The sequence below is a fragment of the Streptomyces sp. RLA012 genome (assembly GCF_056270325.1).
Genome location: NZ_JBWDPA010000002.1, coordinates 5,208,759 through 5,232,402 on the forward strand (window position 1 = coordinate 5,208,759; position 23,644 = coordinate 5,232,402).

At 72.6% G+C, this 23,644-nt stretch carries 35 protein-coding genes; all 35 read left to right on the forward strand.

Annotation, left to right across the window (positions count from 1 at the left end; translation table 11 throughout):
* The first annotated feature begins 15 nt into the window (after positions 1-15).
* On the forward strand, positions 16-405 hold the full coding sequence (locus tag RV986_RS23620) for a hypothetical protein (RefSeq protein ID WP_475919306.1): 390 nt from the start codon (positions 16-18) through the stop codon (positions 403-405).
* Complete coding sequence (locus tag RV986_RS23625; RefSeq protein WP_475919307.1) at positions 402-782, forward strand: hypothetical protein; 381 nt, start codon at positions 402-404, stop codon at positions 780-782. Before RV986_RS23620 ends, RV986_RS23625 begins: the two co-directional genes overlap by 4 nt.
* Positions 779-1,927: an ERF family protein gene (locus tag RV986_RS23630; protein WP_475919308.1), complete on the forward strand. Its 1,149-nt coding sequence runs from the start codon at positions 779-781 to the stop codon at positions 1,925-1,927. Before RV986_RS23625 ends, RV986_RS23630 begins: the two co-directional genes overlap by 4 nt.
* Complete coding sequence (locus RV986_RS23635; RefSeq protein ID WP_475919309.1) at positions 1,924-2,541, forward strand: hypothetical protein; 618 nt, start codon at positions 1,924-1,926, stop codon at positions 2,539-2,541. Before RV986_RS23630 ends, RV986_RS23635 begins: the two co-directional genes overlap by 4 nt.
* On the forward strand, positions 2,538-3,392 hold the full coding sequence (locus RV986_RS23640; RefSeq protein ID WP_475919310.1) for a DNA cytosine methyltransferase: 855 nt from the start codon (positions 2,538-2,540) through the stop codon (positions 3,390-3,392). The genes RV986_RS23635 and RV986_RS23640 overlap by 4 nt, the downstream gene beginning before the upstream one ends.
* A complete protein-coding gene (locus RV986_RS23645) occupies positions 3,389-3,538 on the forward strand; it encodes a hypothetical protein (protein WP_423553437.1) in 150 nt (49 codons plus the stop codon). Before RV986_RS23640 ends, RV986_RS23645 begins: the two co-directional genes overlap by 4 nt.
* 71 nt (positions 3,539-3,609) lie before the next feature.
* On the forward strand, positions 3,610-4,512 hold the full coding sequence (locus RV986_RS23650; RefSeq protein WP_475919311.1) for a hypothetical protein: 903 nt from the start codon (positions 3,610-3,612) through the stop codon (positions 4,510-4,512).
* Positions 4,509-5,228: a zinc finger domain-containing protein gene (locus RV986_RS23655; protein ID WP_475919312.1), complete on the forward strand. Its 720-nt coding sequence runs from the start codon at positions 4,509-4,511 to the stop codon at positions 5,226-5,228. Before RV986_RS23650 ends, RV986_RS23655 begins: the two co-directional genes overlap by 4 nt.
* Positions 5,225-5,659 carry a hypothetical protein gene (locus tag RV986_RS23660; RefSeq protein WP_475919313.1) on the forward strand — a complete coding sequence of 145 codons (435 nt, stop codon included), beginning with the start codon at positions 5,225-5,227 and terminating at the stop codon, positions 5,657-5,659. Before RV986_RS23655 ends, RV986_RS23660 begins: the two co-directional genes overlap by 4 nt.
* The gene (locus tag RV986_RS23665) at positions 5,656-5,817 is read left to right on the forward strand and encodes a hypothetical protein (protein ID WP_475919314.1); all 162 of its coding nucleotides are present in this window, start codon (positions 5,656-5,658) and stop codon (positions 5,815-5,817) included. Before RV986_RS23660 ends, RV986_RS23665 begins: the two co-directional genes overlap by 4 nt.
* 126 nt (positions 5,818-5,943) lie before the next feature.
* The gene (locus RV986_RS23670) at positions 5,944-6,471 is read left to right on the forward strand and encodes an HNH endonuclease signature motif containing protein (protein ID WP_475919315.1); all 528 of its coding nucleotides are present in this window, start codon (positions 5,944-5,946) and stop codon (positions 6,469-6,471) included.
* A complete protein-coding gene (locus tag RV986_RS23675; protein WP_475919316.1) occupies positions 6,471-6,986 on the forward strand; it encodes a single-stranded DNA-binding protein in 516 nt (171 codons plus the stop codon). The genes RV986_RS23670 and RV986_RS23675 overlap by 1 nt, the downstream gene beginning before the upstream one ends.
* Positions 6,987-7,074: 88 nt before the next feature.
* Positions 7,075-7,701 (forward strand): hypothetical protein, encoded by a 627-nt coding sequence (locus RV986_RS23680; protein WP_475919317.1) that lies wholly within the window; start codon positions 7,075-7,077, stop codon positions 7,699-7,701.
* Positions 7,698-7,841: a hypothetical protein gene (locus RV986_RS23685; protein ID WP_475919318.1), complete on the forward strand. Its 144-nt coding sequence runs from the start codon at positions 7,698-7,700 to the stop codon at positions 7,839-7,841. Before RV986_RS23680 ends, RV986_RS23685 begins: the two co-directional genes overlap by 4 nt.
* The gene (locus RV986_RS23690) at positions 7,838-8,794 is read left to right on the forward strand and encodes a hypothetical protein (RefSeq protein ID WP_475919319.1); all 957 of its coding nucleotides are present in this window, start codon (positions 7,838-7,840) and stop codon (positions 8,792-8,794) included. Before RV986_RS23685 ends, RV986_RS23690 begins: the two co-directional genes overlap by 4 nt.
* Positions 8,791-9,585, forward strand: a complete 795-nt coding sequence (locus RV986_RS23695; protein WP_475919320.1) for a hypothetical protein — start codon at positions 8,791-8,793, stop codon at positions 9,583-9,585. Before RV986_RS23690 ends, RV986_RS23695 begins: the two co-directional genes overlap by 4 nt.
* A gap of 204 nt (positions 9,586-9,789) precedes the next feature.
* On the forward strand, positions 9,790-11,028 hold the full coding sequence (locus RV986_RS23700) for a zinc finger domain-containing protein (protein WP_475919321.1): 1,239 nt from the start codon (positions 9,790-9,792) through the stop codon (positions 11,026-11,028).
* A gap of 64 nt (positions 11,029-11,092) precedes the next feature.
* Positions 11,093-11,842, forward strand: coding sequence for a hypothetical protein (locus RV986_RS23705; RefSeq protein WP_475919322.1), 750 nt, complete (start codon positions 11,093-11,095; stop codon positions 11,840-11,842).
* A gap of 86 nt (positions 11,843-11,928) precedes the next feature.
* Positions 11,929-12,333: a hypothetical protein gene (locus RV986_RS23710; RefSeq protein WP_475919323.1), complete on the forward strand. Its 405-nt coding sequence runs from the start codon at positions 11,929-11,931 to the stop codon at positions 12,331-12,333.
* Positions 12,334-12,626: 293 nt separating this feature from the next.
* Positions 12,627-13,046, forward strand: coding sequence for a hypothetical protein (locus tag RV986_RS23715; RefSeq protein WP_475919324.1), 420 nt, complete (start codon positions 12,627-12,629; stop codon positions 13,044-13,046).
* A 70-nt stretch (positions 13,047-13,116) separates the two neighbouring features.
* On the forward strand, positions 13,117-13,647 hold the full coding sequence (locus RV986_RS23720) for a helix-turn-helix domain-containing protein (RefSeq protein ID WP_475919325.1): 531 nt from the start codon (positions 13,117-13,119) through the stop codon (positions 13,645-13,647).
* A gap of 4 nt (positions 13,648-13,651) precedes the next feature.
* Positions 13,652-14,923 (forward strand): PBSX family phage terminase large subunit, encoded by a 1,272-nt coding sequence (locus RV986_RS23725; RefSeq protein WP_475919326.1) that lies wholly within the window; start codon positions 13,652-13,654, stop codon positions 14,921-14,923.
* 12 nt (positions 14,924-14,935) lie between these two features.
* Positions 14,936-15,151 carry a hypothetical protein gene (locus RV986_RS23730; protein WP_475919327.1) on the forward strand — a complete coding sequence of 72 codons (216 nt, stop codon included), beginning with the start codon at positions 14,936-14,938 and terminating at the stop codon, positions 15,149-15,151.
* Positions 15,138-16,616 (forward strand): phage portal protein, encoded by a 1,479-nt coding sequence (locus tag RV986_RS23735; protein ID WP_405955797.1) that lies wholly within the window; start codon positions 15,138-15,140, stop codon positions 16,614-16,616. Before RV986_RS23730 ends, RV986_RS23735 begins: the two co-directional genes overlap by 14 nt.
* A 37-nt stretch (positions 16,617-16,653) precedes the next feature.
* Complete coding sequence (locus tag RV986_RS23740; RefSeq protein ID WP_475924398.1) at positions 16,654-18,879, forward strand: phage minor capsid protein; 2,226 nt, start codon at positions 16,654-16,656, stop codon at positions 18,877-18,879.
* Positions 18,880-18,881: 2 nt separating this feature from the next.
* Entirely contained in the window at positions 18,882-19,061 is a 180-nt protein-coding gene (locus RV986_RS23745; RefSeq protein ID WP_062028489.1) for an Rmf/CrpP fold protein, read from the forward strand.
* Between the two features lie 118 nt (positions 19,062-19,179).
* A complete protein-coding gene (locus RV986_RS23750) occupies positions 19,180-19,911 on the forward strand; it encodes a hypothetical protein (protein WP_475919328.1) in 732 nt (243 codons plus the stop codon).
* 43 nt (positions 19,912-19,954) lie between these two features.
* Complete coding sequence (locus RV986_RS23755; protein ID WP_475919329.1) at positions 19,955-20,812, forward strand: phage major capsid protein; 858 nt, start codon at positions 19,955-19,957, stop codon at positions 20,810-20,812.
* A 20-nt stretch (positions 20,813-20,832) separates the two neighbouring features.
* Complete coding sequence (locus tag RV986_RS23760) at positions 20,833-20,961, forward strand: hypothetical protein (RefSeq protein WP_475919330.1); 129 nt, start codon at positions 20,833-20,835, stop codon at positions 20,959-20,961.
* A 4-nt stretch (positions 20,962-20,965) separates the two neighbouring features.
* The gene (locus RV986_RS23765; RefSeq protein ID WP_388388248.1) at positions 20,966-21,355 is read left to right on the forward strand and encodes a hypothetical protein; all 390 of its coding nucleotides are present in this window, start codon (positions 20,966-20,968) and stop codon (positions 21,353-21,355) included.
* On the forward strand, positions 21,352-21,669 hold the full coding sequence (locus tag RV986_RS23770; RefSeq protein ID WP_405955791.1) for a hypothetical protein: 318 nt from the start codon (positions 21,352-21,354) through the stop codon (positions 21,667-21,669). Before RV986_RS23765 ends, RV986_RS23770 begins: the two co-directional genes overlap by 4 nt.
* The gene (locus tag RV986_RS23775; protein WP_475919331.1) at positions 21,666-22,019 is read left to right on the forward strand and encodes a hypothetical protein; all 354 of its coding nucleotides are present in this window, start codon (positions 21,666-21,668) and stop codon (positions 22,017-22,019) included. The genes RV986_RS23770 and RV986_RS23775 overlap by 4 nt, the downstream gene beginning before the upstream one ends.
* Positions 22,012-22,428, forward strand: a complete 417-nt coding sequence (locus tag RV986_RS23780; RefSeq protein WP_475919332.1) for a minor capsid protein — start codon at positions 22,012-22,014, stop codon at positions 22,426-22,428. Before RV986_RS23775 ends, RV986_RS23780 begins: the two co-directional genes overlap by 8 nt.
* Before the next feature lie 13 nt (positions 22,429-22,441).
* Positions 22,442-22,912: a phage tail tube protein gene (locus tag RV986_RS23785; RefSeq protein WP_475919333.1), complete on the forward strand. Its 471-nt coding sequence runs from the start codon at positions 22,442-22,444 to the stop codon at positions 22,910-22,912.
* Positions 22,855-23,397, forward strand: coding sequence for a hypothetical protein (locus RV986_RS23790; protein ID WP_475919334.1), 543 nt, complete (start codon positions 22,855-22,857; stop codon positions 23,395-23,397). The genes RV986_RS23785 and RV986_RS23790 overlap by 58 nt, the downstream gene beginning before the upstream one ends.
* The last annotated feature ends 247 nt before the right edge of the window (positions 23,398-23,644 follow it).

Sequence of the window (23,644 nt, forward strand, 5' to 3'; positions counted from 1 at the left end):
CGAGAGGTCCGAATCGTGAACACTCCCCAGCCTACCCAGCACCGCCGGCCCCGCGCCGTCCTCGCCATCAAGGGAGCCCGCGCCGCCCGCGCCCGCACGACATTCGTCCGCGTCGTCGCTCGCCAGCTCAACCAGATCGCCCCAGGCACCGTCCGCGTGCACACCATGCCGACGACGCACCACGGCCGCGAGACCCGGGCCGTCGTCCTCTACGCCGTGGCCGGCGCCCTCGACACCACGGCCGAGCAGCGCCGCGCCGCTTACGGCCTGCTCAGCAGAGCGTTCCCGGAGGCCGACTGGACCCGGGCCCGCACGTACGACGCCCGGACCGGCGTCCTGGTCGCCGACGAACCGACCGCGCCGGCCGCCCTCGGCCTCGACACCGCGCCGCAGGCCCGCCAGTGATCCGCCCCCAGCTCAGCGCCGACGGCCTCGCCGTCCGCCTCCCGCTCGCCGAGCACGTCGACCCCCTGCTCGACGAACTCGCCCTCGCGTACGCCCAGGACCCCGACGTCGTCGGTCGCCTGCTCGCTGCCCACGCCGCGAGCGTCGTGCGCCTCGACTACGCGATGTGCAGCGACGACGCCACCGACTACGGCCGCGCCATGCGCGCCGCCGAGGCCGACGCCACCCGCGAGGCCCTGCTCGACGACTGCCCGGCCGCCGTCGCCCTCGACCCCCTGCTCGCCCCCGACGACGCGATCAGCCTCGCCACCCGCATCACCCGGGCCGCCGCCCACATCCGCCACCGCACCACCCCGAAGGGAACCGCGCACCAGTGACCGTCACAGCCCTGCACCCGGCCCAGTCCGCCCCCGTGGCCGAGGACGACGCCCCGTTCGTCAAGACGGCGTACGAGCCCGCCCCCGCGGGCGCACCGGCCGATCTCCCGCGCGTCTTTCAGGTGATCCACGGCGTCATGAGCGACGTAATGCCCGTCGCCAAGGGGCAGCAGAACACGCAGCAGAACTACAAGTTCCGGGGTGTCGACGACGCTATGTCGGCGATGGCGGGCCCGATGCGCAATCACGGCTGTTTCATCGCGCCCGAACTCACCGAGCACCACCAGCGCCCCCGCGGCGACAAGGGCACGCACACCGTGCTGAAGATGCGTTACCGCATCTACGGCCCCGCGGGTGACTGCCTGCTCGTCACCGTGCCGGGTGAGGCCATGGACCAGGCCGACAAGAGCACCAACAAGGCCATGAGCGCCGCTCTCAAGTACATGTTGTTTCAGGTGTTCATGATCCCCGTGGACGCCCGGTCGATCGACGACAGCGACCGCGACGCCCCGGAGCCGCCGGCCGAGCACCGCGCCGAGCACCAGCGCAACCAGCAGCGCCGACAGCAGCGCGGGCAGCAGCAGCCGCGCCGCAGCAACCGCGCCGAGCCCGGACCGTGGGAGCAGCCGCAGCAGCAGGCCCAGCAGCGCCCCGACTACCTCGCCGCCGCCCGCAAGGCAGACAGCCGCGAGCAGTTCGCCAAGATCCGGGCCGCCGCCGTCGCCGCCGGCGCCCCCGCCGACTACCTCACTCAGCTCGACACGATCGCCGCGAACAAGGCCAACGGTTCCCCGTGCGGATGCGGGCCCCGCGAAGTGTGCGACCAGTGCCGACAGACGACGCGTCAGGAGCGCCGCGACCGGCCCGGCCCGCAGCAGCAGGGCAGCACCGCGCCGACTGGGCCCGCCCTGCACTCCGTTTCCGACGCGGTCGCCGCCGAGGGCGCCATACCTGCCGGCGTCGCCACCGCCGAGCAGGCCGCCGCCGAGGCCGAGAACCTGCTCAGGCTCGCCGCGAGCCGCGCCCACCTCGCCACGCTCGACGCCGATTTCGAGCGCGTTTACGGCCTGCCTATCGAGCAGGCAACCGCCGCCCAGCTCGACCAGTTCCGCGCCAAGATCGAGGCCGCCGGGGGTGCCCAGTGACCGCCGTCGAGAAGAAGACCAAGGCGCCCGACCCGGCGTACCTCGCCGCCGTACTGCGCCGCCGACAGGCGATGCGGGCCCGCCTCGACCAGGCCGAAGAACTGTACGAGGACGTCAACCGCGAGGCCGCGAAGTTGCTCGACCAGCAGTACAAGGCCACTCGCAGCACGAAAGCCGACGTCACCCTCGACGACGACACGAAGTTCGCCAACGTGACCCGCGTCGGGGGCGAGGCCGAGGCGCAGGTGACCGACCGCGAGGCGTTCGCCGCATGGGTGCGCGACCACTACCCGGAACACTGGGACTTCCGGATCATCCCGGCCCGGACCGAGACCGTCGTCGACCAGACGTTCGCCTCGGCCGTCCTCGCCGCCGTCGACGCGGCCGGCGTGCCTCAGTTCGCCGACCCCGAGTCGGGCGAGGTGCACGAGGTGCCGGGGGTGATGATCCGGCCGACCCGCAGTCGCTACTACCGGTGGACGTTCACCCGCGAGTCGAAGCGTCAGCCGCTCGACGGCCGCGCCCTGGTCGCCGACGCCGTCAAGGCTGGCGCCCTCGACCTCGACCAGCCCCTCGCCATTGAGGCGCCGCCCGCCGGGGGTGATGCCGCGTGAGGAGCCCCGACAAGGCCGCGCAGAAGATCGCCGAGCGCTTTACGGACGTGCCCGGACAACTCACCGTCGAGGACGCCCAGACCCTCAACGTCCTTTCCCTGTTCGCCGGCGTCGGCGGAATCGAGCTTGGCCTCGAACGAGCCGGTATGACCACCGTCGGTCAGGTCGAGATGAACGAGTTCTGCCGCCGAGTGCTGGCCCATCACTGGCCGGAGGTACCCCGCCATGACGACGTATGCACCGCTCCCGACTGGTGGAGCAGCCGCCCCCGCCCCCGCGTCCACGTGGTCGCCGGCGGATACCCATGCCAGCCGTTCAGCCTTGCCGGGAAGCAGCTCGGTACCGCAGACGAACGATGGATGTGGCCCGCGATGGCTGCCGTTGTTGGCCACGTACGACCCGACTACGTCGTCGTGGAAAACGTCGGAAGCCTTGTTCGAGACGCCGACGCCTTCGGATGGATGCTCGGTGACCTGGCCAAACTCGGGTTCGATGCGGAATGGTCGGTGCTATCAGCGCCCCAGTTCGGCGCCCCCCAAGCAGAGCGTAAACGGGTCTACCTCGTGGCCCACGCCCAGAGCCTCTATGGGCAGTCACGGAATCTCGTGGAAGCGCGCGGAGTCGGGCGATCACCGCTGGCAGCTAGAGGACTACTTGGCCTTTCTGTGGCTGAGCGAGGGAAAGCCGCGCGTCAGTGGCTTGAAGCCGAACCCCGAGTGGATCGGCTGGCTGATGGGATTCCCGCCCAGGTGGACCGAGTTGCCGCCTACGGCAACGCCGTCATCCCTGCCGCCGCCGAGCACATCGGCCGCTTGATCGTCGATGACTACCGCGCGCGAGTGGCCGCATGACCGCGCCGCCCCGCGAGGACAAGCCGCCGCCGTCGTGCGAGCACGGAAACCCCCGATGCCACGCCCAGCCCGCCCGGTTCTACCCGTGCGGCTGGAAGTGCGACGAGCACCAGCCGGCCCGCACCCACCGCCGCAAGACCCCGTGACCGGCCCCCGGGGCGAGGAGACGACCGCGCCCTCGCCCCGGGCGCCCCACCCCCGACAGGAGCGACACCCCGTGACCCTCGACGCCATGGATTGGGTGTGGACCCGCGCGAAGTCGCGCGGGAACGCCCGCCTAGTCCTGCTCGCCGTCGCCGACGCCACGACCGGCCCCGAGGCCACCGCCCGCATGGGTACGGCCGAGTTCATGCGCCGGCTCGCCGCGTCACGCTCGACGACGCGGGCCGCCGTCGACGCCGCCCTCGCCAGTGGCGAACTGATCGAGGACGAGCCCGCCCAGGGCAGCCGCGCGACCCGCTACACGATCCCCGGGGCCGTCGGGTACGTCCGCACCTCACGCGCCACCGGGCCGGAATCCGGCCCCAAAGCCCAGACGACCCCCGGGCCGGAATCCGGCCCCCTATCCGCTACCAGGCCGGATCTCGGCCCCTCTACCGGGCCGGAGTCCGGTCCCCCCGTCGAGACCCAGGAATCCCCTTACCGGGCCGAATCTCGGCCCCTTTGGGGGCCGGAATCCGGCCCCCATCACTCACCCATAGAGGGATTGAGTGAAGGAGGGAGCGAGCGCGGGCGCGACTCGGTCGCAGTGATACCGGAGTTCGCCCGCGCCCTGGTCGACCAGATCACCGCCGCCGGCGTCCTGGTCGCGTGGAACCTCGCCCCGGCCGAGTGGTTCCTCGTCGACGCCCTGGCGAAGCGATCCGGCCTCGACATGCTCGCCGCCGCCGCCGTGCAGGCCGCCGCCCGTAACCGCAAGGGCGTGTCGCACGCCCGGTACTTCCTGCGGGCGTGGCAGTCGCTACCGCCCGCCCCAGCGCCCGGCACCGTCCCGGCCGCCGCCCCCGCCTCGCACGCCTCGAACGTGATCCCCCTCGACCGCGCCGCGCCCCGCGGACGCGTCGCCCAGTCCGCCGACCACCTCGCCGCCGCCCTCGCCGCCATGGAGGCCCAGCAGTGACCCCCCGCGAAGTTGCCGCCCTGATCGCCTACGTCGTCAAGCTCGACCCCCGGCTCGCCCTCGACGACCAGGCCGCCGCCGCCGAACGGCTCGCCCAGTGGTGCGACCTGCTTTCCGACGTCCCCGCGACCGCGCACGGGTGGGACGCCGCCCGCGTCGCCCGCGACTACATCGCCCGCAACCCCTACCGCATCCAGCCGTCGGACGTGTCCCGTCCGTGGCACGCACACAAGGCCGACGTGATGAGCCGGCACGTGGGCACGTTCGAGCCCACCGCGCACCCGGAGATCAGCCCGGATGACGAGACGGGCGACGCCTATGTCGCCGCACTGCGAGCCGAGCGCCAGGCCGTCGCCGCCGGCCGGCAGGCACCCGTAACGCACCGCGCCCTCACCGCGGGCCCGGCCGCCGCCCAAGTCGAGCGCCGCCTCGCCGAGTTGGGCACGTACATGCCCCGCACCGTCGCCCAGGCCCTCGCCGCCCACCGGCCGCACCGAGCCGCCCGCGAACGTCTGGCCGCCGCCAACCTCCCCGACGCCCTCGACGTCGCGTGCACGTGGTGCGGGGCGCCCGTGGGCAAGCCGTGCCGCGGCCGGCGAGTCGACCCCAAGACCAACGCCGTCGGGCACCGCCCGAAGAAGGACCCGCACCCGTGCCGCGTCGAGGACGCCCAGGCACACCACGCCCGCCGCCAGGAGCAGGAGACCGCAGCATGAGCCCGACCCCGAAGCAGGCCCGCCAGCACCGCCGTAAGGCCGTGCCCACCGACCGGACGAAGAACGTCACGTCGTGGCGCGTAGAGGCCAGTTGGGACCATCGCCCCGACGCTCCGGTCGTGATCCGCACATCGGACCGCAAGAGGGCCCGCCGCAAGGTGACCGAACTTGCCGACAAGGGCGCATACGTGATCTTCCAGGAACACGAGGGGTGGGACCGGTGGCGCACGGTCCGCGAGGTCGACGGGGCCGCCCTGCTCGCCGAGCGCGACGCCGAGCAGGCCGCGCGCGAGCAGGCCGAGCAGGGAGCGCGCCGCCGGCGCCTCGCCGCCGAGGCCGCCCGCGACGCCCGCGCCCTGATGAGCCCGCCCGCGATCGTCCGGCCCGAGAACCGACAGCGCGCCCGCCACATCACCGGGGCGCAGCGATGATTCCCGGCGCCGCCCTCGCCGTCGTTCTAGCCGCCGTCGAGGACGCCCAGCGCGAGCACGACGACCCCGAGGCCGCCGTCGTCCGCATCGTGGCCGACCTACGCGCCGAAGGGTGGACGCTCGCCCCGCTCAACCAGGTCGAGCAACCGGCCGCCTAACCCAGGCAGGGGGCGCCACACGGAGAAAACCCACGGCGCCCCCTCCCTGCTATATTTCACGCGCGAGTGATTCTTACTCGCTCACGCGCGAACCTTTGCCTACATCCCGTCCGGAGGTACGTCCCCATGGCTCGCACCACCTCGACACCGGCTGACCGGTTCGCCGCCAAGACGACCCCCGGACCCATCCCCGCCGGCCCCGACACACCCAACACCCCATGTCGCCTGTGGCCCGAGAACGCCCTCGACCGCGACGGATACGGCCGTTTCTGGATCGCCGGCCGGTACGTCCCCGCCCACCGCTACGGCTACGAGCAGGCCCGCGGGCCCATACCGGCCGGCCTCGAACTCGACCACCTGTGCACCGTCCGCCGATGCGTCGCCGACGACCACCTCGAACCCGTCGACCACCGGACCAACGTCCTGCGCTCGACCGGCCCGTCGGCCGTCAACGCCCGCCGCAAACGGTGCGTGAACGGCCACGACCTCACCGACCCCGCGGTCGTCCACATCAGCTACCCCCCGTCGCACCCCAACGGCATGCGCAAGTGCCGGGCCTGCGCCCGCGACCGCGCCCGACGCCCCCGCGAGCAGCAGCTCGCCCCCGTCGCCCAACTCCCCACCGTCACCCAGCCCGAGAGGACCGCCGCGTAATGGCAGGCGAAACCGTCATCACCTTCACCGGCAACGTGGTTGCCGACCCCGAACTCAGGTTCACCCCGTCCGGGGCGCCCGTCGCGAACTTCCGCGTCGCCAACACCCCCCGCACCTTCCAGCGCGACACCAACGAGTGGAAGGACGGCGACCCCGTATTCCTCAGCGTGTCCGTGTGGCGCCAACAGGCCGAGAACGTCGCCGAGTCCATCAAGCGCGGCGACCGCGTGATCATCGTGGGCCGCCTCACACAGCGCCAGTACGAAAAGGACGGCGAGCGCCGTTCGTCGTACGAGATCCAGGCCGACGAGGTCGCCCCCTCGCTGCGCAGCGCCACCGCCGCCGTGACCAAGAACAGCCAGAACGGCCAGCAGCACCGCCAGCAGCCGCAAAGCCAGGGATACGGCCAGCAGGCCGGACAGCAGGCGTACGGAGCACCGCAGGGCGACCCGTGGGCCAACGGCCAGTCAGCCGCAGGCCAGTGGGGCAGCGCAGTGCAAGAGCCCCCGTTCTGACGTCCTCGCCGCGACCGGTCGCGGGCCGCCCATGCGCGCGCCCGCACGCGAGTACACCCCACCACTGACACCCCGGAGGGCCCACGCCATGACCCGCATTCCCGACGCCGTTTCCGTCGCCTCCCTCGACACCCACCGCCTGATCGTCGCCGTCCCGAACGAGGGCCCCGCCGAAATCTCGTGCAACCTCCCGCGCCCCGTCGCCGCCGACGTGCTGCGCCAGCTCGCCGACAACCTCGACAGCCCGGCCGGACGCTGCGCGACCGCGATCCTCACCGGCCGCCCGTGCCCCGTGCACGACGCCCCGACCTCGCCCTCGCGCGCCCTGCTCGACGAGCGCCAGGACGACGGCCGCCGCCCCACGGCCCCGCTCGACCCGTCCGACGTGCACGCCGCCCTCGACTTCAACGCCGGCCGACACGACCAGGTGCTCGCCGCGCTCCGCGACGTCCTGCTCGACACCGAGGTACCCCGCGGCCCCGAGCAGGCCCTCGCCGCCGCGCGCATCCTGCTCGCCGCACACGCCCGCCAGATAGCCGCCCTGGTCGAGGCCGAGCGCGACACCACACACACCAGGTGGGGAGTCACCCGCTCGACCCGCGGCCTGCTCACCGGCTACAGCAACGCCCGCCGCACCATCCGGACGTACGCCGACCGCCTCGCCGACGAGCAGGCCCTCGCCGAGGGCGCAGCGGCCGACCAAGTCGAGCCGTGAGCCAGACCGCTGCGGTCGTCGCGAACCTTGCCGTCGCCGCCGCCCTGCTCGCCGTCGCGGCCTACCTCATCAGGTGGGCCGCGCCCGGCGAGCCCGGCCGCGTCCACCACGCCCAGGAAGACCAGGAGCCCACCGCGTGAGCACCCGCACCGCCCAGCGCGCCCCCAAGGGCCGCACCCGCGACCGCGCCGACCGACGGGCCGTCCTCGACGTCCTGCTCGCCCGCGCGCAGCGCGGCGTACTCTCCGCGGCCGAGGGCGCCCTACTCGCCGAGCACGTGCGCGAGGAACAGCGCCTCGCCGACGAGAACCGCCGCGCCATGGCCGGGACAACGCAGGCCCTCGAACGCCACCGCGAGGCCGCCGACACCGAGATACGCCGGCTGGAGGACGAGCGCGACCGCCTCGCCCGCGACGTCGAGGCCATGCACGACGGCATCAACGCCACCGCACGCGAGGCGTTCGCCCAGCGCAGGCAGCACCGCGACGCCCTCGCAGTACAGCGCGCCCGCGTCGACCAGGTGCTCGCCGTCCTCGCCCGCGTTCGCCACGCCCAGTCACTCGGCGACGCCCTCGCCGCCGTTGCCGAACACGACGGCCTGTCCACGGCCGCCGCCCGGATGCACGCCCGCATCCTCGACCAGGCCGACACCGTCGAGGCCCGCCTCGCCGAGCAGCAGCGCGAGCACGACGTCGCCCTCGCTGTCGCCGTACAGTGCGCCACCGCCGCGGAGCAGCACCGCCGCGCCCTCGCCGCCGTCCTCGCAAGGCCGAGCGGAACCCCGTTCGGGGAACTCACCGAGTACGCAGCGAAGACCCTCACGCGTTCCGGCGAGCGCATCCTCGCCGCCGAGCACCGCGCCACCCGGTACCGGGCCGCATGGTTCGCCGCCCGCCGCGACCGCCGCGCCGACCGCGCCGCCATGGCCGCCGAGGTGCACCTCGCCCAGGCCGTCGAGCGCGTGCGCGCCCTCGCCGCCCGCATGCGCGCCGGATCGCCCCAGGGTGCCGCCGCCATCTACGCCGACCGCATCGAGCAGGCCCTCGCCGACGAGTCCACCCAGTCCGCCACCACCACGGAGAAGCCCCGATGAACACCCAGACCGACCGGGGCCAGCAGGCCGCCGACGACCTCGCCGCCGTCCGCGAGCAGTGGGGCGACCTGCTCGCCGCGATATCCGAGCCCCCGCGGCCGGCCGCATGGATGCCGTACGAGCGCCGCGGATTCCTCGACCAGGTCGCCGCCGAGGACCGCGCCGACGACGAGCCGACCGTCGGCCGTCTCCCCCTGGTCGTGCGCGAGCACCCCGCGCCGGCGAACTTGCGCGCCCTCGACGCCGCCCTCGACGCCGAGCGCGACGTGTTCGACATGTGCGACGCCGTCGCCGAGCGCGTACAGCGCACCCTCGACCGCGACGACGCCCGACTGTGGACCCTGCCCACCGTGCGCGCCGCGGAGTGGAGGCACGACGCCGACCGGATCGTCGACCGCATCGGTTCCCGCGCGCACGGGCTGCATTGGGCATGCGTCTACCTCGCCGGCCGCGCCCTGTCCGAGCCCGACGGCGAGCTGTTCCGGATCACGCCCGCGCCCCTGCTCGACCAGATCGTCGCCATGGCCCGCAGCGCGCGCCGCAGCGTCGAGGCCGCACTCGGCCGCGAGGGGCGGACGCTCACGCTCGACGACCCGTGCCCGTTCTGCAAGGGCGGACGGATCGTCGTACACAACGGCGGAGGAGACCCGCGGGCCGCCGTGGCGACCTGCTCAACCGGCCCCGCCTGCCCGGCACCCGTGGACACCGAACGGGGCCGTAGAGCGTGGCGAGGCGCCGACCTAGTCGCGTTGTGGGTTGCAGTCAACTCCGGGCGCACCGTGGCCACTTGAGGGCCGCACACGGCCGTACGCGCCCCCGGGGAGCACTCGGCCCCGGGGGCGTCACCATGCCCGATCACGGTTCCGTAACGCCTGCTGTAACTGTTGCTGCAATGGTTGCTGCAACGGCTACTATTGGAACTCCTGACGGGCCCTCACCCCGACAGGAACGCCGGCCCTCACCCGGCACCAACCCACCGACACAGGAGCGACACTGTGGCAACCGTCATCCCCGGCGCCCTCGCCGACCACCTCACCAGCCAGACCATCACCGACGCCGAGACCGTCGACGCCCTCGACGCCGCCCGCCGCGGCCGAGGCCGAACCCTGGTCATCGAGCCGACCAGCACCCGCGTGCTGCACGTCATCAGCGCATACGCCGAGGCGATCCTCGAAAACCGCAAGCTGCACACAACCGCCAAAGTGCGCGCCGCCCGCCTGTGGATTCAGCGCGCCGGTCACGCCGTCCCGGCGCCCGCCGCCGTCGTCGAGCAGGCCCCGGCCGCCGTCCGCGACGAGCCGTCAGACTGGTGGACCATCACGGACCCGACCACCGGCGAGGAGATCGCCCGCGTCTACGGCGAGACGTACCAGGAGATGACCCCGCGCGCCGAGGCCCTGCCCGAAGTCCGCGTCGTCATCCGCAAGCACAACGGATTCAGCCGCCGGCGCCTGTACGTGTCCGAGCTGACGCCCGCGCAGCTCGCCGAGGCCGCCAAGCAGGCCGCCCCCGTGGCGACGAACGCGTTCGAGCAGGGCGCCGCCGGCCTGCTCGCCGACCGCGACGCCCTCGCCGAGACCGTCATCTGCCCGACCTGCCACGTCGCCGCGGGCGCCCGCTGCATCACTCGCGCCGGCAAGCCCGCCCGCGAGCCGCACGGCCGCCGTTTCGAGGCATTGGAGCAGGCCGCCGGCATCACGGAGCACCGCGCCGCCGCCCGCCGCGAGGCACAGGCCCGCGGCTACACCTCGAACGGCCTCGACCACAAGGCCGAGGCCGCCCTGTTGACGGCCTACGCCGCCCGGATCAACGCCCGCGCCCAGCTCGACGACGAGCAGCGCCTCGCCGCCACTCTGGTCACCAAGGCCGAGGCCACCGAAGCTACGCCGACCACGGAGGAGCAGGCCGCTGGCTTGTCCGTCCGCCGCTACATTGCCCGCGAGTTCCCGGCCGTCGCCGACCTGCTCGGCATCGACAGCGCCGCCGACGACGCCGAGGTCGAGCAGTTCGCCCGCGCCGCGCGCGCCGTCGACGCCGTCGAGTGCGCCGAGCAGGTCGAGGCCGCCGTCGAGACCGTCACCGACGCCGAAGCCCTGTACGCCGTCCAGATGGTCACCGAGGCTGAGGCCACCGAGGGCACGTGGCAGGGCGCATGGATCGGTGAGCAGCCGGCCGGCGTCGCCCTGTTCGACCTCGACCAGGACGTGGAGCAGGGCGCATTGTTCCGCCCGTAGCCACCCGACCGGCCCGCCCTCGCCCGAGGGCGGGCCCCGTACCGCACCGACAGGAGCACCCCCGATGGGCAACGAGCAGCCGCCCCGCTACCGCGACCAGGCCGTCTCCCGCACCGCCGAGCCGACCCTCGCCGAGTTCCGCGAGCTTCTGGTCGATGCCGTCCAGGAGTACCCTGCCGCCGGTTTCTGGCGGAGCACCCTCCAAGAAGGCATGACGCGGATCGTCGTCGACCTGATCGACACCTACACCGCCGCCCGCGCCGAAGCCGGGAGCGCCCCCGACGCCCGCGCCCCACTCACCCGCGACTATCTCGTACACATCGCGCGGGCCCACCACAACGCCACCCGCACCGGCGGGGCCGCCCTCGACGGCCTACTCGACCAGATCGCCCACGACCTCGACCTGAACGACGTACGGATCATGCGCGGGGCGTCAGCCGCGATCACCGAAGCCATGCCGCGGATCGCCCTTACCGCCCGCGAGAACGGCAAGAGCCCCGACGAGATCGCCAGGGCGACCGGATACACCACGAGCCGGATCGCCCAGTACATCCGGCAGGACAAGGAACGCCGCGGGCCACTCACCACGTACACGTGGCGTATCGACACGCTCGACGCCGACACCGGCCGCTACGGCTGGACCGAGCGCGAGCACGGCGAGGACGAAGCGAGGTCGGCCGACCTGCCCCGCCTCGCCGAGCAACTGCTCGACGAGACCGGAGCCTACGACCAGCGGGCCCGAATCTTCGTATGGGAGGGCGACGCCAGCGACGACACCGCCGCCGAGCACACCGCCGAGCGCCCCGCCCGATAGAAGCCCGCACACACAAGCGGGCCCGCCCGGTTCCTCACAAACCGTATGGGCGGGCCCTCACCACCAGACAGGAGCGACCCCAACCAATGGCTACTCCGCAGCGTACCCAGCGCCGAGCCCAGCCGATCGCCGGCACCCGACCGACCGTCCGCCTCGACGAGCAGTTCGCCCGAGACCTCGCCGTCCTCATGGAGACCGGCGATGATCTGACGACCGCCATGCGGACGGCCGTCGGCATCGTGGCGAACATCTACCGGACCGCGTGGCACCACCAGGTGACGCCCGTCGGCACCGCGCCGACGCTCGGCGCATACAAGTTCGTCGAGAAGCCGCCGACCGTCGGCCCCGACTCTCTGCCGCAGGTCGACCACAACGGCCCCATGTGGGCGCCCAGCAGCAGGCAGACCAGCAGTGATGACGCCCGTCGGCAGCAGCAGCCACCCCGGCCGCCGCAGCGTCAGCAGGCCGGCCGACGGCCCGTCCGCCCGTAGCCGACGAGCGAGCAGCAGCAGCGCACCCCGCCCGCCCGATCGTCGGTAGGCGGGGCGCCGCCGTCAGCAGCCGCGCCGACCGGTCGCGGGCCCGCTCGCGCGCGCGAGTTGCGCCGTGACCTTTCCGTGACCTATTGTTGGCCGCGTCTTCGGCGTGCCCGCACACGGACGCCCTACTCGAACGCCCTGCCGCTCCCCCCCAGCGGCGGGGCGTTCGCATGCGCCCTGCAACCATCCCCACGGGCCACACGTCCCCCTTACGTAACACTTACCGACCCGTGGGGGGACAACCCGTGAAGCACCGCGCCATTGCCTTAACACTCTCCGCCGTCGCCACCCTCGCAGCGCTCACCGCATGCAGCAGCAGCGATGACGACGCCACGGCGAAGAAGTCGACGCCGCCGGCCGCGCCCGAATCCGTGAGCGCCAGCGACGCCGCCGCCGCTCTACACAACGCCGGCATTCCGGCGAAGCCGACCGGACAGGCACGCACCGACCTACTCGCCGCACTGCGCAAGATCAGTCCCGCTCTGGTCGCGGACGAAGACGACGCAATCGACAACAGCCGCAACCAGTGCTCTGCCATCAACGGCAAGGCCGCCAAGCTCGATTGGTCCGCACAGCAGCGCTTCGGCACCAGCTCGCACGAGGTGAGCGACGCCGAAGCGAAGCAGATCAACGCCGCGTTGACGACGTTCTGTAAGACCGCCTGAACCAGCCCTCGACGGCCCGGCACACCCCCATGTGTCGGGCCGTTGGCATGCCCGCGGGAGGTGGCCGCCCGTGGGACGCCCCATCGACGACAACGACCGCCGCCGCGTGCGCGAGCTGCACGCCGCAGGTAAGTCCCGCAATGACATTGCCCGCGAGATCCGGCGCAGCCCGTCGACCGTTTCGAAGATCGCCGCCGCGTGCGAGCCGCCGTTGTCGTTCGACCGCGCCGCCGAGGTGACCGCCGCGACAGCCGTCCGTACCGCCGACCTCGCCGCGCGCCGCGCCGCCCTCGCCCTCGCCCTACAGGACGACGCCGAGCGCCTACGTGTGCAGCTCTGGCAGCCGGCCGTGCACGGCGAGTTCGCCGGCAAAGAGGGGCACTGGCAACACGTCAACCTCGACCAGCCTCGATTCGTCGACCAACGCCAGATCATCGCGTCGGTACAGACCGCCGTCGGCACCTCGCTACGCCTCGCCCCGGCCGAGGGCGGAGAGAACGCCGAGCAGGTGCGCAGCATGTTGGGCGCGCTCGGCGAGGCACTGACGCAGGCCGCCACCGACGACCAGGCCCACGACAACGGGGGCGCCGCCGGGGGGTGAGCCTGTGCTCGACCTCGACCGGTTGCCCCTGTCCCGTAAGCAACTCCGCAGCATCGGGCAGGCGACGGCCCGTATCAACCTGTGGCACGGCAGCGTCCGCAGCGGGAAGACGATCGCCTCGCTACTGGCGTTCGTGATCGCCGTCGCCACGGCCGGACCGTCCGGCCTGATCATCGTGGTCGGTCGGTCGTTGCAGACGATCGAGCGCAACGTGTTGGAGCCCCTACAGGACCGCGCGTTGTTCGGGCCCCTCGCCCGGCACATCGTGCACACCCGCGGGGCGACCACGGCCGTGATCCTGGGGCGCACGGTCCACCTGATCGGCGCCGCCGACGCGCGCGCCGAGGGCCGGCTACGTGGCCTTACCGCTCAGCTCGCCTACGTCGACGAGGCAACCCTGTTGCCCGAGGCGTTTTGGACCCAGCTACTCGCCCGCCTGTCCGTCCCCGGGGCGCGCCTGTACGCCACGACCAACCCGGACAGCCCGCGCCACTGGTTGAAGGTCGGATACCTCGACCGCCTCGCCGAACTGGACATGCGGGCGTGGCACTTCAAGTTGGCGGACAACCCCAGCTTGTCGCCCGAGTACGTCGCAGCGCTCGCCGCGGAGTACACCGGTCTGTGGCGTAAGCGCATGATCGAGGGCGCATGGGTCGTCGCCGAGGGCGCCATCTACAGCGAGTGGGACGAAGACCGGCACGTCGTCGACGAACTGCCGACCATGCGCCGGCACTTCCTCGGTATCGACTACGGCACGACGAACCCGTTCTCGGCCGTCCTGCTCGGCATGGGCGACGACGACCGCCTGTACGCCGTGGCCGAGTGGCGATTCGACTCCCGCGCCGCACACCGGTCCATGACCGACGCGCAGTACAGCGCCGCCGTCCGGAAGTGGCTCGCCGACTACCGGCCGCCCGACGCGGGCCCCGGGGCCGACAAGGGCGTGATGCCCGAGTGGACGTTCGTCGACCCGTCGGCGAAGTCGTTCAGCACCCAGCTTTGGCACGACGACCACCAGGGCGTAGCGCGCGCCGACAACACCGTCGCCGACGGCATCCGATCCGTGGCCGCCCTGTTCGCCGCCGACCTGCTGTTCGTGCATCGGTCCTGCGAGGGACTGCTCGGCGAACTGCCCGGCTACTCATGGGACCCCAAGGCGAGCGAGCGCGGCGAGGACGCCCCGTTGAAAATCGACGACCACAGCGTCGACGCCTTGCGCTACGTGATCCACTCGACCGCCCACGAGTGGCGGCACCTGCTCGCCCAAGCCGCCTAGGAGGTCGCCGCCGTGGCATCCACCCCGCCCCTGTCCGTCGTCGTGCGACTCCCCGTCCGCCTCGACGTCGCCGGCCACGTGGCCGAAGTCGGCACGATCGACCTCGACACCGGCAAGCCCACGTGGCCGCAGATAGCCGACGCACTGCGCGACCTCGCCGACGCCCTGGTCGCCGTCGCCGACTCCCCGACCGACGACGAGGAGGTGAGCCCCGATGGCACTGCCTGACAACGGCGCAGCGTGGCCGCCCCCGCAGTGGGCCCCGTACTACGCCGAGATGCGCACCGATGACGCCTGGTACTCCGGAGACCGCCGCCGGATCGCCCGCGCGTGCGGCGAGGAGGAGTTCACCGCGCCGCACCGCCGCGGCCCGTGGAACCGGCGCCGCGAGCAGCCGCGCCGGACACGGCACCGGCTGCACGTGCCGATGCCGTCGGATATCGCCGCGACGTCCGCCGACCTGCTGTTCGGCGACATGCCAACGATCAAGGTCACGGACACGACGACACAGGAACGCCTCGACGCCCTGGTCGACGAAGGGCAGTTGCAGCAGATCTTGCACGGCGGAGCCGAGCAGGGTTCCGCCCTGTCCGGGGTCTACCTGCGTTCCACGTGGGACCGCGAACTAGTCGACCGGCCGATCCTGTCCGTCGTGCAGCCCGACAACGTCGCCCCCGAGTTCCGATGGGGCATGCTGCGCGCCGCCACCCTGTGGCGTGATCTCCCCGGCTCGACCGCCTCGACGATCTTTCGGCACGTCGAGCGGCACGAGGTCGGGCGCATCCTGCACGGCCTGTACGTCGGCACCCCCGACAACCTGGGGCGTGCCGTCCCCCTGTCCGAGCACCCCGAGACTGCCGACCTGGTCGGCAGTCTCGGCGAGGACGGGGTCAGCGTCGCAACGGGCATCCGCGACCTGACGATCAGCTACGTGCCGAACATCGGGCCCAACCGGCTGCACCGGTCAAGCCCCATGGGGCGGAGCGACTTCCAAGGCATCCGCGACCTGTTCGCCTCGCTTGACGACGTGTGGACGTCATGGATGCGCGACATCCGCCTCGCCCGCGCGCGGCTGATCGTCCCTGACGGATACCTCCGCGACTACGGGCCCGGACAGGGAGCAGGGTTCGACGACGACCGCGAGGTCTGGCACTCGCTGCGCATGCCGCCCACCGAGGGCAACGGCATCACGTTGAACCAGTTCGAAATCAGGGTCGACGAGCACCAGCGCAGCGCCGAAGCGCTCATGAGGCAGGCCGCCCAGTCCGCCGGATACAGCGCCCAGTCGTTCGGCCTCGACGGCGGAGGGCAACCGATCACCGCGACCGAGGTCGACAGCCGCGACGCCCGATCCATGGTGACCCGGAAGAAGAAAACCGGGTATTGGCGGAACCCTCTCGCGCACAGCCTGCACGTTCAGTTGCAGCTCGACGCCGTGCACTTCGGACAGCGCATCACGCCCGAGCGCCCGCGCGTCGAGTTCGGCGACGGGGTCGCGGAGTCCGAGCAGAACACGGCGACCACGCTCGAACTACTCCAGCGCGCTGGGGCCGTGTCGACCGCGACCAAGGTCCGATGGCTGCACCCCGAATGGGAAGACACCGCCGTCGACGCCGAGGTCGCCGCGATCCTGCGCGAGACCGGCGCCGCGGACATGGCCGACCCCGGCGGGACGTACCCCCTCGCCGCGTAGGACGCCCAGGGGGTGAGCCGTGCCGATCCACCCGGGCATGGTCGAGGATCTGTCCGCGACGACACGCGATCTGTACGCCGGCGCCGAGGAACGGCTGTTGGGCATCATCGCGCGGCAGCTCGCCGCCGGCCTCGAAGCGCCCGGATGGGTCGAGGCCAAGCTCGCCGCCATGCAGCAGGTACGCCGCGCCTCACAGGCCGTCGTCGACGAGTTGGCCAAGGCGACCAGCCTCGACGTGTTCGACGCGGTCGCCGAGGCGTACAACATCGGGCACCGGTCCGCGGTCGCCGAAATCGGCGCCCTGTCCGACGACGCCCGCCGCATGGTCGACGACCGCTTGCCGAACGCGCAGGCCGTCGACCGCCTCGCACAGGAAGCCGTCGACGTCGTCACCGCGACCCACCGCGGCATCCTGCGGGCCGTCGTCGATACCTTCCGGGCCGTCGTCTCCCGCGTCGCCGCGACTCCCCTACTCGGCACCGGCACCCGCCGGCAGGCCGTGCAAGACGCGTTGCGGCAGTTCGCCGACGCCGGTATCCGGGCATTCGTCGACACCGCCGGCCGCCGCTGGTCGCTTCCGTCGTACGCCGAGATGGCCGTACGGACGGCGACCGCGCGGGCCGCGACCGAAGCACACATGCGCACGCTCGCCGAGCACGGCGTCGACCTGGTCGTCGTTTCCAACTCACCGCGCGAGTGCCCGCTCTGCCGACCGTGGGAGCGGCAGGTGTTGACGATCGGTGGCCCGTCCGGGCCGCGGACGGTCGAGGTCGAGCACGCCGTCGAGGACGGCCGCATGGTCCGCGTGGACGTCGCCGGCAGCCTCGACGAAGCACGCGCCCGAGGGCTGCAACACCCCAACTGCCGGCACTCCGTGTCCGCGTACACCCCGGGTCTGACCACGGTGGAGGACGCCGAGCCGGACCCCGAGGGGTACGAGGCCGGACAGCGACAGCGCGCCATCGAGCGGAACATTCGCAAGTGGAAGCGCCGCGAGGCCGTCGCCACCACCCCGGCCGAGAAGCGCGCCGCCGCAGCCAAGGTGCGGGCGTGGCAGGGCAACATGCGCCAGCACCTCGCCGACCACCCCGACTTGCGCCGGCTCAGGCACCGCGAGCAAGAAGGGGCGGGGAACCTCCCCGCCTCGCCGCGCCCGCCCGCGCCCGCGCAGGTCGAGCGCGCCCGCGTGTGGTCCGGCGACGAACGCACGTTGCGCGAGATGGACGACGACCAGCTCGCCGCCGCACTGCGCACGCCGCTCGACGACCGCGCCCGCCGGCGGATCGAGGCCGAGGCAGACCGCCGCGACACCGAGGCCCTGCTCGACCGCGCCGCCCCCGGCGGACGTCTGGTCGACGACCTGCTCGGCCTGTCCGACGATGACCTCGCCCGTGTGTGGTCCCACGTCGACGACCGCGACCGCGTGCGGATCATGGCGGAGACCGACCGACGCGACCGCGCCGGCCGTCTCCCCGACGTCCGGCCCGACCTGGTCGGCCTGTCCGACGAACAGCTCGCCGCCCGCTACCGCGCCGCCGGCGACGGACCGGAGGGCGCAGCAATCGCCGCGGAGGCCGCGCGCCGCGACCTGCTCGGCCGTCTGTTCCCCAGTGGGCGCCTGCTCGACGACCTCGCCGCCGCCGGCGACGACGACCTCGCATGGGCCATGCAGTACGCCGACGAGCGCGAGATTCTGCGTATCGCCGGCGAGATGGACCGCCGCGACCGCATCGAGCTACCGCCGCCGGCCGCCACCGGGAACGCCGTCGACGACCTGCTCGCCGACCGCGACGCCCTCGCCGAGACCATGGGCGAGCGCACCCCGGCCCCGGACGCATGGGGCGCCCTCGACGACACCCCGCCGCCGGCCGCCGACGCCGGATTCTGGGACGACCTGAAACGGGCCGCCGCCCGCCTGTACCGGGACGACGGCGAGGACCAGGACGAGCGGCACAAGATCACCCGCCGCGAGGCCCGCGCCCTGTACGACGAGTACGTGTATCGGCAGTACCTCGCCGCCGAGGACGCCTGTAACGGCTACCTGCTCAACAAGAAGGCGCAGGCCGCCGGCCACAACCCGGCAACGCTGTTCAGCGGGCCGGCCCGTATCGCGCACGCGCGCGCGTCGGACGAGCTGAAAGAGTGGTGGGCCGAACACGGGCGCCTCACACAGGCCGAGTTCATCGAGCAGGTAACCGGCAAGGCCCAGCGATGGGCCGAGGGCGCCCGCCATAACGAGTCCGACCAGCAGAACAAGAGGTGACCATGGGTGCGCGCGAGGACGTCGTCAGAGCCACGCAGGAAGGCCGTACGGCCGGCGAGCAGGGCGACCCACCGACCGCGTGTCCGTACCCCGGAACCTCGATCCTTCAGACCGCGTGGATACGCGGATACGCCCGCGCGCGGCCCGTCGCCGACGAGGTCGACCAGGACGTCGCCGACTAGCTGAACACCGAGCACCACCCCCGAGGGGGCCCGCCAGGAGCGGGCCCCCTTTTCGTTTGCCCGCATCCGGCCGGACGCCAGGCGCAACCGGCCCCGGACACCGTCCCAGGAGGACCCCGTGTCGACTCCCACCCCCGCCGCCCCAGCCGCGCCGCAGACCGCCCCCCAGGGCGCCCCGCAGACGCCCCAGGCACCGCAGACACCCCAGCAGTCGCAGGCACCCCAGATGCCCGCGCAGACCCCGCAGCAGCCGGCGCCGCAGACCCCGGCCGCGCCGGGGGGCGAGCCGCAGGACGTCGCATCACTGCCCGAGTGGGCACAGAAGCTCATCCGGGACACCCGCGCCGAAGCCGCGGACTACCGCACACGCGCCCAGGCCGCCGCACCCCAGCAGACGGCCGCGCCGCAGACCCCGCCCGCGCCCGCCCCGCAGCAGCCGGCGCCGCCGGCCGACGGCGACGTCGCCCGACTCCCGCAGTGGGCGCAGCGCGTCGTGACCGACGGACAGGGCGCAGCACAGCAGCTCGCTTTGCAGACCGCCGTGATCGCCGCAGCCCCGGCCGCAGGCGCCGACGTCGCCCGCCTGCTCGACTCGCAGGCCGCCATGCGCGCACTCGCCGCCATCAACCCGGCCGACCCCGCCGCGGTGAAGCAGGCGATCGAGGGAGTGCTCACCACTCACCAGCACCTCGCCGCGGCCCCGCAGACCGCGCCGAAGGGTGGCGCCGACTTCAGCACCCCGGGCCCCGGAGCCGTCACGGCCGAGCAGTTCGCCGCCATGTCGTACGCCGAGCGCGTCGACCTCCACCAGTCCGACCCCGAGACATACCGGCGCCTCGCCGGTTCCTGACCCGCCCGGCGACCGCGCCGGAGAGAGTGAGCACTGACCACCCATGGCCAAGACCACCAGCGCAGCGATGATCGTCCCCGAGGTCTGGGGCGACATGGCGCAGGCCGCATTCGTCGGGAAGGTCCGCGTCGGCGGATCGGCCGCCGTCGTCGAGGACAACACCCTTGAAGGTGCCCCCGGCGAGGAGATCGAGTTTCCCAAGTGGGGCGCGCTCGGCGACCTCGACGAACTCAGCGAGTCCACCCCCATGACCCCCGTGGCCATGTCGACCAGCTCGGCGAAGGCCGTGATCAAGGAGGTCGGTAAGGCCGTCGAGATCACCGACAAGGCCAAGTTGGTCAGTCTCGGCGACCCGGAGGCCGAGGCCCGCCGGCAGTTCGGCGTACTGGCCGCGCGCAAGGTCGACGCCGACCTGATCACCCAGGCGCAGGCCGACGAGACCGCGCTCGGCGGAGCGAACCCGCTCAAGTTCACCGCGGGCGCCGGCGTCACCAAGTTCTCGTGGCTCGGCGCCATGGTCCCCACGATCGCCGTGTTCGGCGACGAGTGGGAGCCGGACGACTTCGCCGGCCTGTACCTGAACAGCGCGCAGTACGCCGACGCCCTCGCCGACCCGCAGTTCGTCGACGCCGCCAAGCTCGGCAACGGCCCGTCCGCCGCGGTGACCGGCAGCATCGGCCGTATCGGGGGCGTGTCCGTCTTCCTGACGAACCGCATCGCCGCGGGCAAGTTCCTGCTCATGAAGCGGGGCGCGCTCGGCCTGCTCTACAAGCGCCGGCCGCTGGTCGAGTCCGACCGCGACATCCTCGCGCGCTCCACCGTCGTGACCACGACCCTGCACTACGCCGTCAAGCGGCTGGACGACAAGGGCGTCGCCGTCGGCACCCTCGCCGCCACCTGATCAGGAAGGAGGGCGCCGCCGTGATGCTGCGCCGCTACCACAAGCCGCCGGACGACGATCCGGACGGCACAGAGACCGAGCCCGACGCCCCGCAGGCAGACAAGCCCGCGGGGCGTTCGCGTTCCCAGACCAAGAAGAAGGAGGAGTAACACCGTGCCCCGGATCTATGCGACGCCCGAGCAACTGAGCGCGTGGACCGGGCAGCCGGCACCGGACGGCGCCGAGCGCCTGCTCGCCCGCGCGTCCGAGGACGTCGAGGACGCCCTGTTGTGCGCCGCGTATGCCACGGATGCGGCCGGGATGCCGACCGACCCGGCCGTCGTCCTGGCCCTCGCCGACGCCACGTGCGCACAGGTCGAGTACCAGCTCGCCACGGGCGACGACGGCACCGGAGCGGCCGGCCGATGGGGCAGCGTCTCTATCGGCCCCGTGTCGCTCGGCGACCGCCGGGACGCCCCGGCCGCCGTCGGCGACCTCGACCTCGCCCCCCGCGCGCAGCGCGCGCTACGCCGCGCCGGCCTGCTCCCGGGGGTGATCTGGTGAGGGTCCCCGCCTACCTGCTCCGCCACCGGGTCACCGTCGAGCCGTATCTCGGCGACGGCGCGTACGGCCCGCAGTACGGCCCGCCCGTCACCGACGTGCCCGCCCTGGTCGCCGCCGCCAACCGCATGCAGCGCGCCGCCGACGGCCGCGAAGTGCTCAGCACGACCACCGTGATCACCGCGCCGGACCTGATCTGTCCGCCCGGGTCACGGCTCACCCTGCCCGGCGGACGCACGACCACGGCGATCACCACGGCCGACCACAGCGCACCGGGCCTACCCGTGCCGGCCTGTACGGAGGTGAGTTGCGAGTGACCGCCCGCGCCCGCCTCACATGGAACAGCGCCGCCGCCGTCCGCGGCACCCGACAGGGAGCGATCCGCGGCCTACGGCTCGCCGCCGAGCACGTGCTCGAACGCGCCCGCGCCCGCGTCCCGATCGAAGAGGGCACCCTCGAACGCTCCGGCGTCGCGTCCGTCGACGAGACGTCCCTGACGGCCGGCGTCAGCTTTGACCAGCCGTACGCCGTGCGCCAGCACGAGGACATGACGTTGCGGCACGACTCAGGGCGCACCGCGAAGTACCTCGAAGGCCCGCTCACCGAAGAGGCCGCCGCGGTCGAGGAGATCATCGCCGCGCAGGTGCGGAGGTCACTCCGTGGCTGACCTGCTCGACGGCCTCGCCCGGTATCTGCACGGCCGCGACCTGCTCACCTACGACCCGGCCGGCCTCGCCGGCGACACGTTCGTCGAGACGATGCCGCCCACCCCCGACCAGGCCGTCGCCCTCGCCCTGTACGACGGCGCCCCGCCGCAGGCCCGCGACGACGCCGACACCCCCCGCCTACAAGTGCGCGTCCGCGGCACCACCGACCCCCGCGTCTCCCGCGCCCGCTGTACGGCCCTGTACCGCGCGCTGCACGGCCTCGCCGGCGTCGAGCTACCCGACGGCACTCACCTAATCCTCGCCGCCGCGCGCGGCGGCCCGGCCCCGATGGGGACCGACAGCACCGGCCGACACGAGCACGTCGTGAATTTCGATCTTGACGTGTCCGGCCCCACCGACACCCCGTAAGGAGGCCCGCCCCATGGCAGGCAACAGCAGGCCGATTGACGCTCGCGGCTGGATCTTCCAGGTCGAGGACGCCAACACCACCGAGGAAACGTGGCTTCCGATCGCCGGACTGACCACGTTCACGCACAACCCCGGCGAGAACGAGGAGACGGCCGACACCACGGCGTTCGACTCCGAAGGCCATTACGAACAAGACGTGATGCAGAGGGGCGCCACCCTCGAACTGGAAGGTCAGTTCCGCATCGACAAGACGACCAAGGCCCAGGACGCCGGACAGGCGTACGTCGACGCCGAATGGTCCCAGCGTCTCGGAATCGAGTCGCGGAACATGGTCCGGTGGCGCCACGAGACACAGACCAAGTGGGTCGTGTGGGAGGCCACCGTCACGCCCGGCGAGCAGGGCGGAGGCACCAACGAGAAGACCAGTTGGTCGGCAACGATCACCCGCTGTGGCGCCCCGACGAGTGCGGCGGTGACCGGCTGATGACGACCGACACCACGGCGTACGACGACGACCTCGACGAGCAGGCGCCCACCGCCGGCGACCCCGCCGACTTCGACGCGTTTTTCGCCGAGCAGGACACCAGCCGGCCCCGCGAGTCGTTCACCCTGTACGGCACCCGCTACGTACTGCCCGACTCTCTGCCCCTGATGTTCACGCTTCAGGCCGAGCGCGTGCAGGACAGCAACGACCCCAACGACGTGCGCAAGATGTTGGGGACGCTGTTCGGGGGCGACACCCTCGACACGTGGGCCGAGCACGGCATGACCGACCGACAGTTCGGGATTGTGCTGATCTACTCGGCCGCCAACGTGCGCACTCCAGGCAGCGTGACCATGAAGCGCGCCGCCGAGCTGCACGACGCGCAGGAGCGCGCCCGCGCCGCGGGAAAAGCGGCAGCGCCGAACCGAGCGGCGCGCAGGGCGAAGCCGAAGAACGGGAAGCGGCGGAGTTCTGGCAAGCGGTAATCCGCCATTGGCTCGCCATCGAGGGCGACCTGTCCCGCGAACACCAGGTGCGGCCGGCGGAGTTGGCCGCCATGTCGACCCGCCGGTTCGTCGCCCTGGTCGGCGCCCTGTCCCCTGACTCGCGTTTCGCGCGCGCATGGCGCCGCACACCGCGCCGCGTCGACTCACCCGAGGACATAGCCCGGATCACTGGCCTACCGGCCCAGTAGCACCCGCACGCCCGGCACCACGGCCGGCACCACCCTAG

Bases quoted from the DNA above. Each gene is read 5' to 3' on its own strand.
- RV986_RS23645 (WP_423553437.1), top strand. From the start codon at position 3,389: ATGACCGCGCCGCCCCGCGAGGACAAGCCGCCGCCGTCGTGCGAGCAC.
- RV986_RS23660 (WP_475919313.1), top strand. From the start codon at position 5,225: ATGAGCCCGACCCCGAAGCAGGCCCGCCAGCACCGCCGTAAGGCCGTG.
- RV986_RS23665 (WP_475919314.1), top strand. From the start codon at position 5,656: ATGATTCCCGGCGCCGCCCTCGCCGTCGTTCTAGCCGCCGTCGAGGAC.
- RV986_RS23670 (WP_475919315.1), top strand. From the start codon at position 5,944: ATGGCTCGCACCACCTCGACACCGGCTGACCGGTTCGCCGCCAAGACG.
- RV986_RS23675 (WP_475919316.1), top strand. From the start codon at position 6,471: ATGGCAGGCGAAACCGTCATCACCTTCACCGGCAACGTGGTTGCCGAC.
- RV986_RS23680 (WP_475919317.1), top strand. From the start codon at position 7,075: ATGACCCGCATTCCCGACGCCGTTTCCGTCGCCTCCCTCGACACCCAC.
- RV986_RS23695 (WP_475919320.1), top strand. From the start codon at position 8,791: ATGAACACCCAGACCGACCGGGGCCAGCAGGCCGCCGACGACCTCGCC.
- RV986_RS23705 (WP_475919322.1), top strand. From the start codon at position 11,093: ATGGGCAACGAGCAGCCGCCCCGCTACCGCGACCAGGCCGTCTCCCGC.
- RV986_RS23710 (WP_475919323.1), top strand. From the start codon at position 11,929: ATGGCTACTCCGCAGCGTACCCAGCGCCGAGCCCAGCCGATCGCCGGC.
- RV986_RS23735 (WP_405955797.1), top strand. From the start codon at position 15,138: ATGGCACTGCCTGACAACGGCGCAGCGTGGCCGCCCCCGCAGTGGGCC.
- RV986_RS23740 (WP_475924398.1), top strand. From the start codon at position 16,654: ATGGTCGAGGATCTGTCCGCGACGACACGCGATCTGTACGCCGGCGCC.
- RV986_RS23745 (WP_062028489.1), top strand. From the start codon at position 18,882: ATGGGTGCGCGCGAGGACGTCGTCAGAGCCACGCAGGAAGGCCGTACG.
- RV986_RS23755 (WP_475919329.1), top strand. From the start codon at position 19,955: ATGGCCAAGACCACCAGCGCAGCGATGATCGTCCCCGAGGTCTGGGGC.
- RV986_RS23785 (WP_475919333.1), top strand. From the start codon at position 22,442: ATGGCAGGCAACAGCAGGCCGATTGACGCTCGCGGCTGGATCTTCCAG.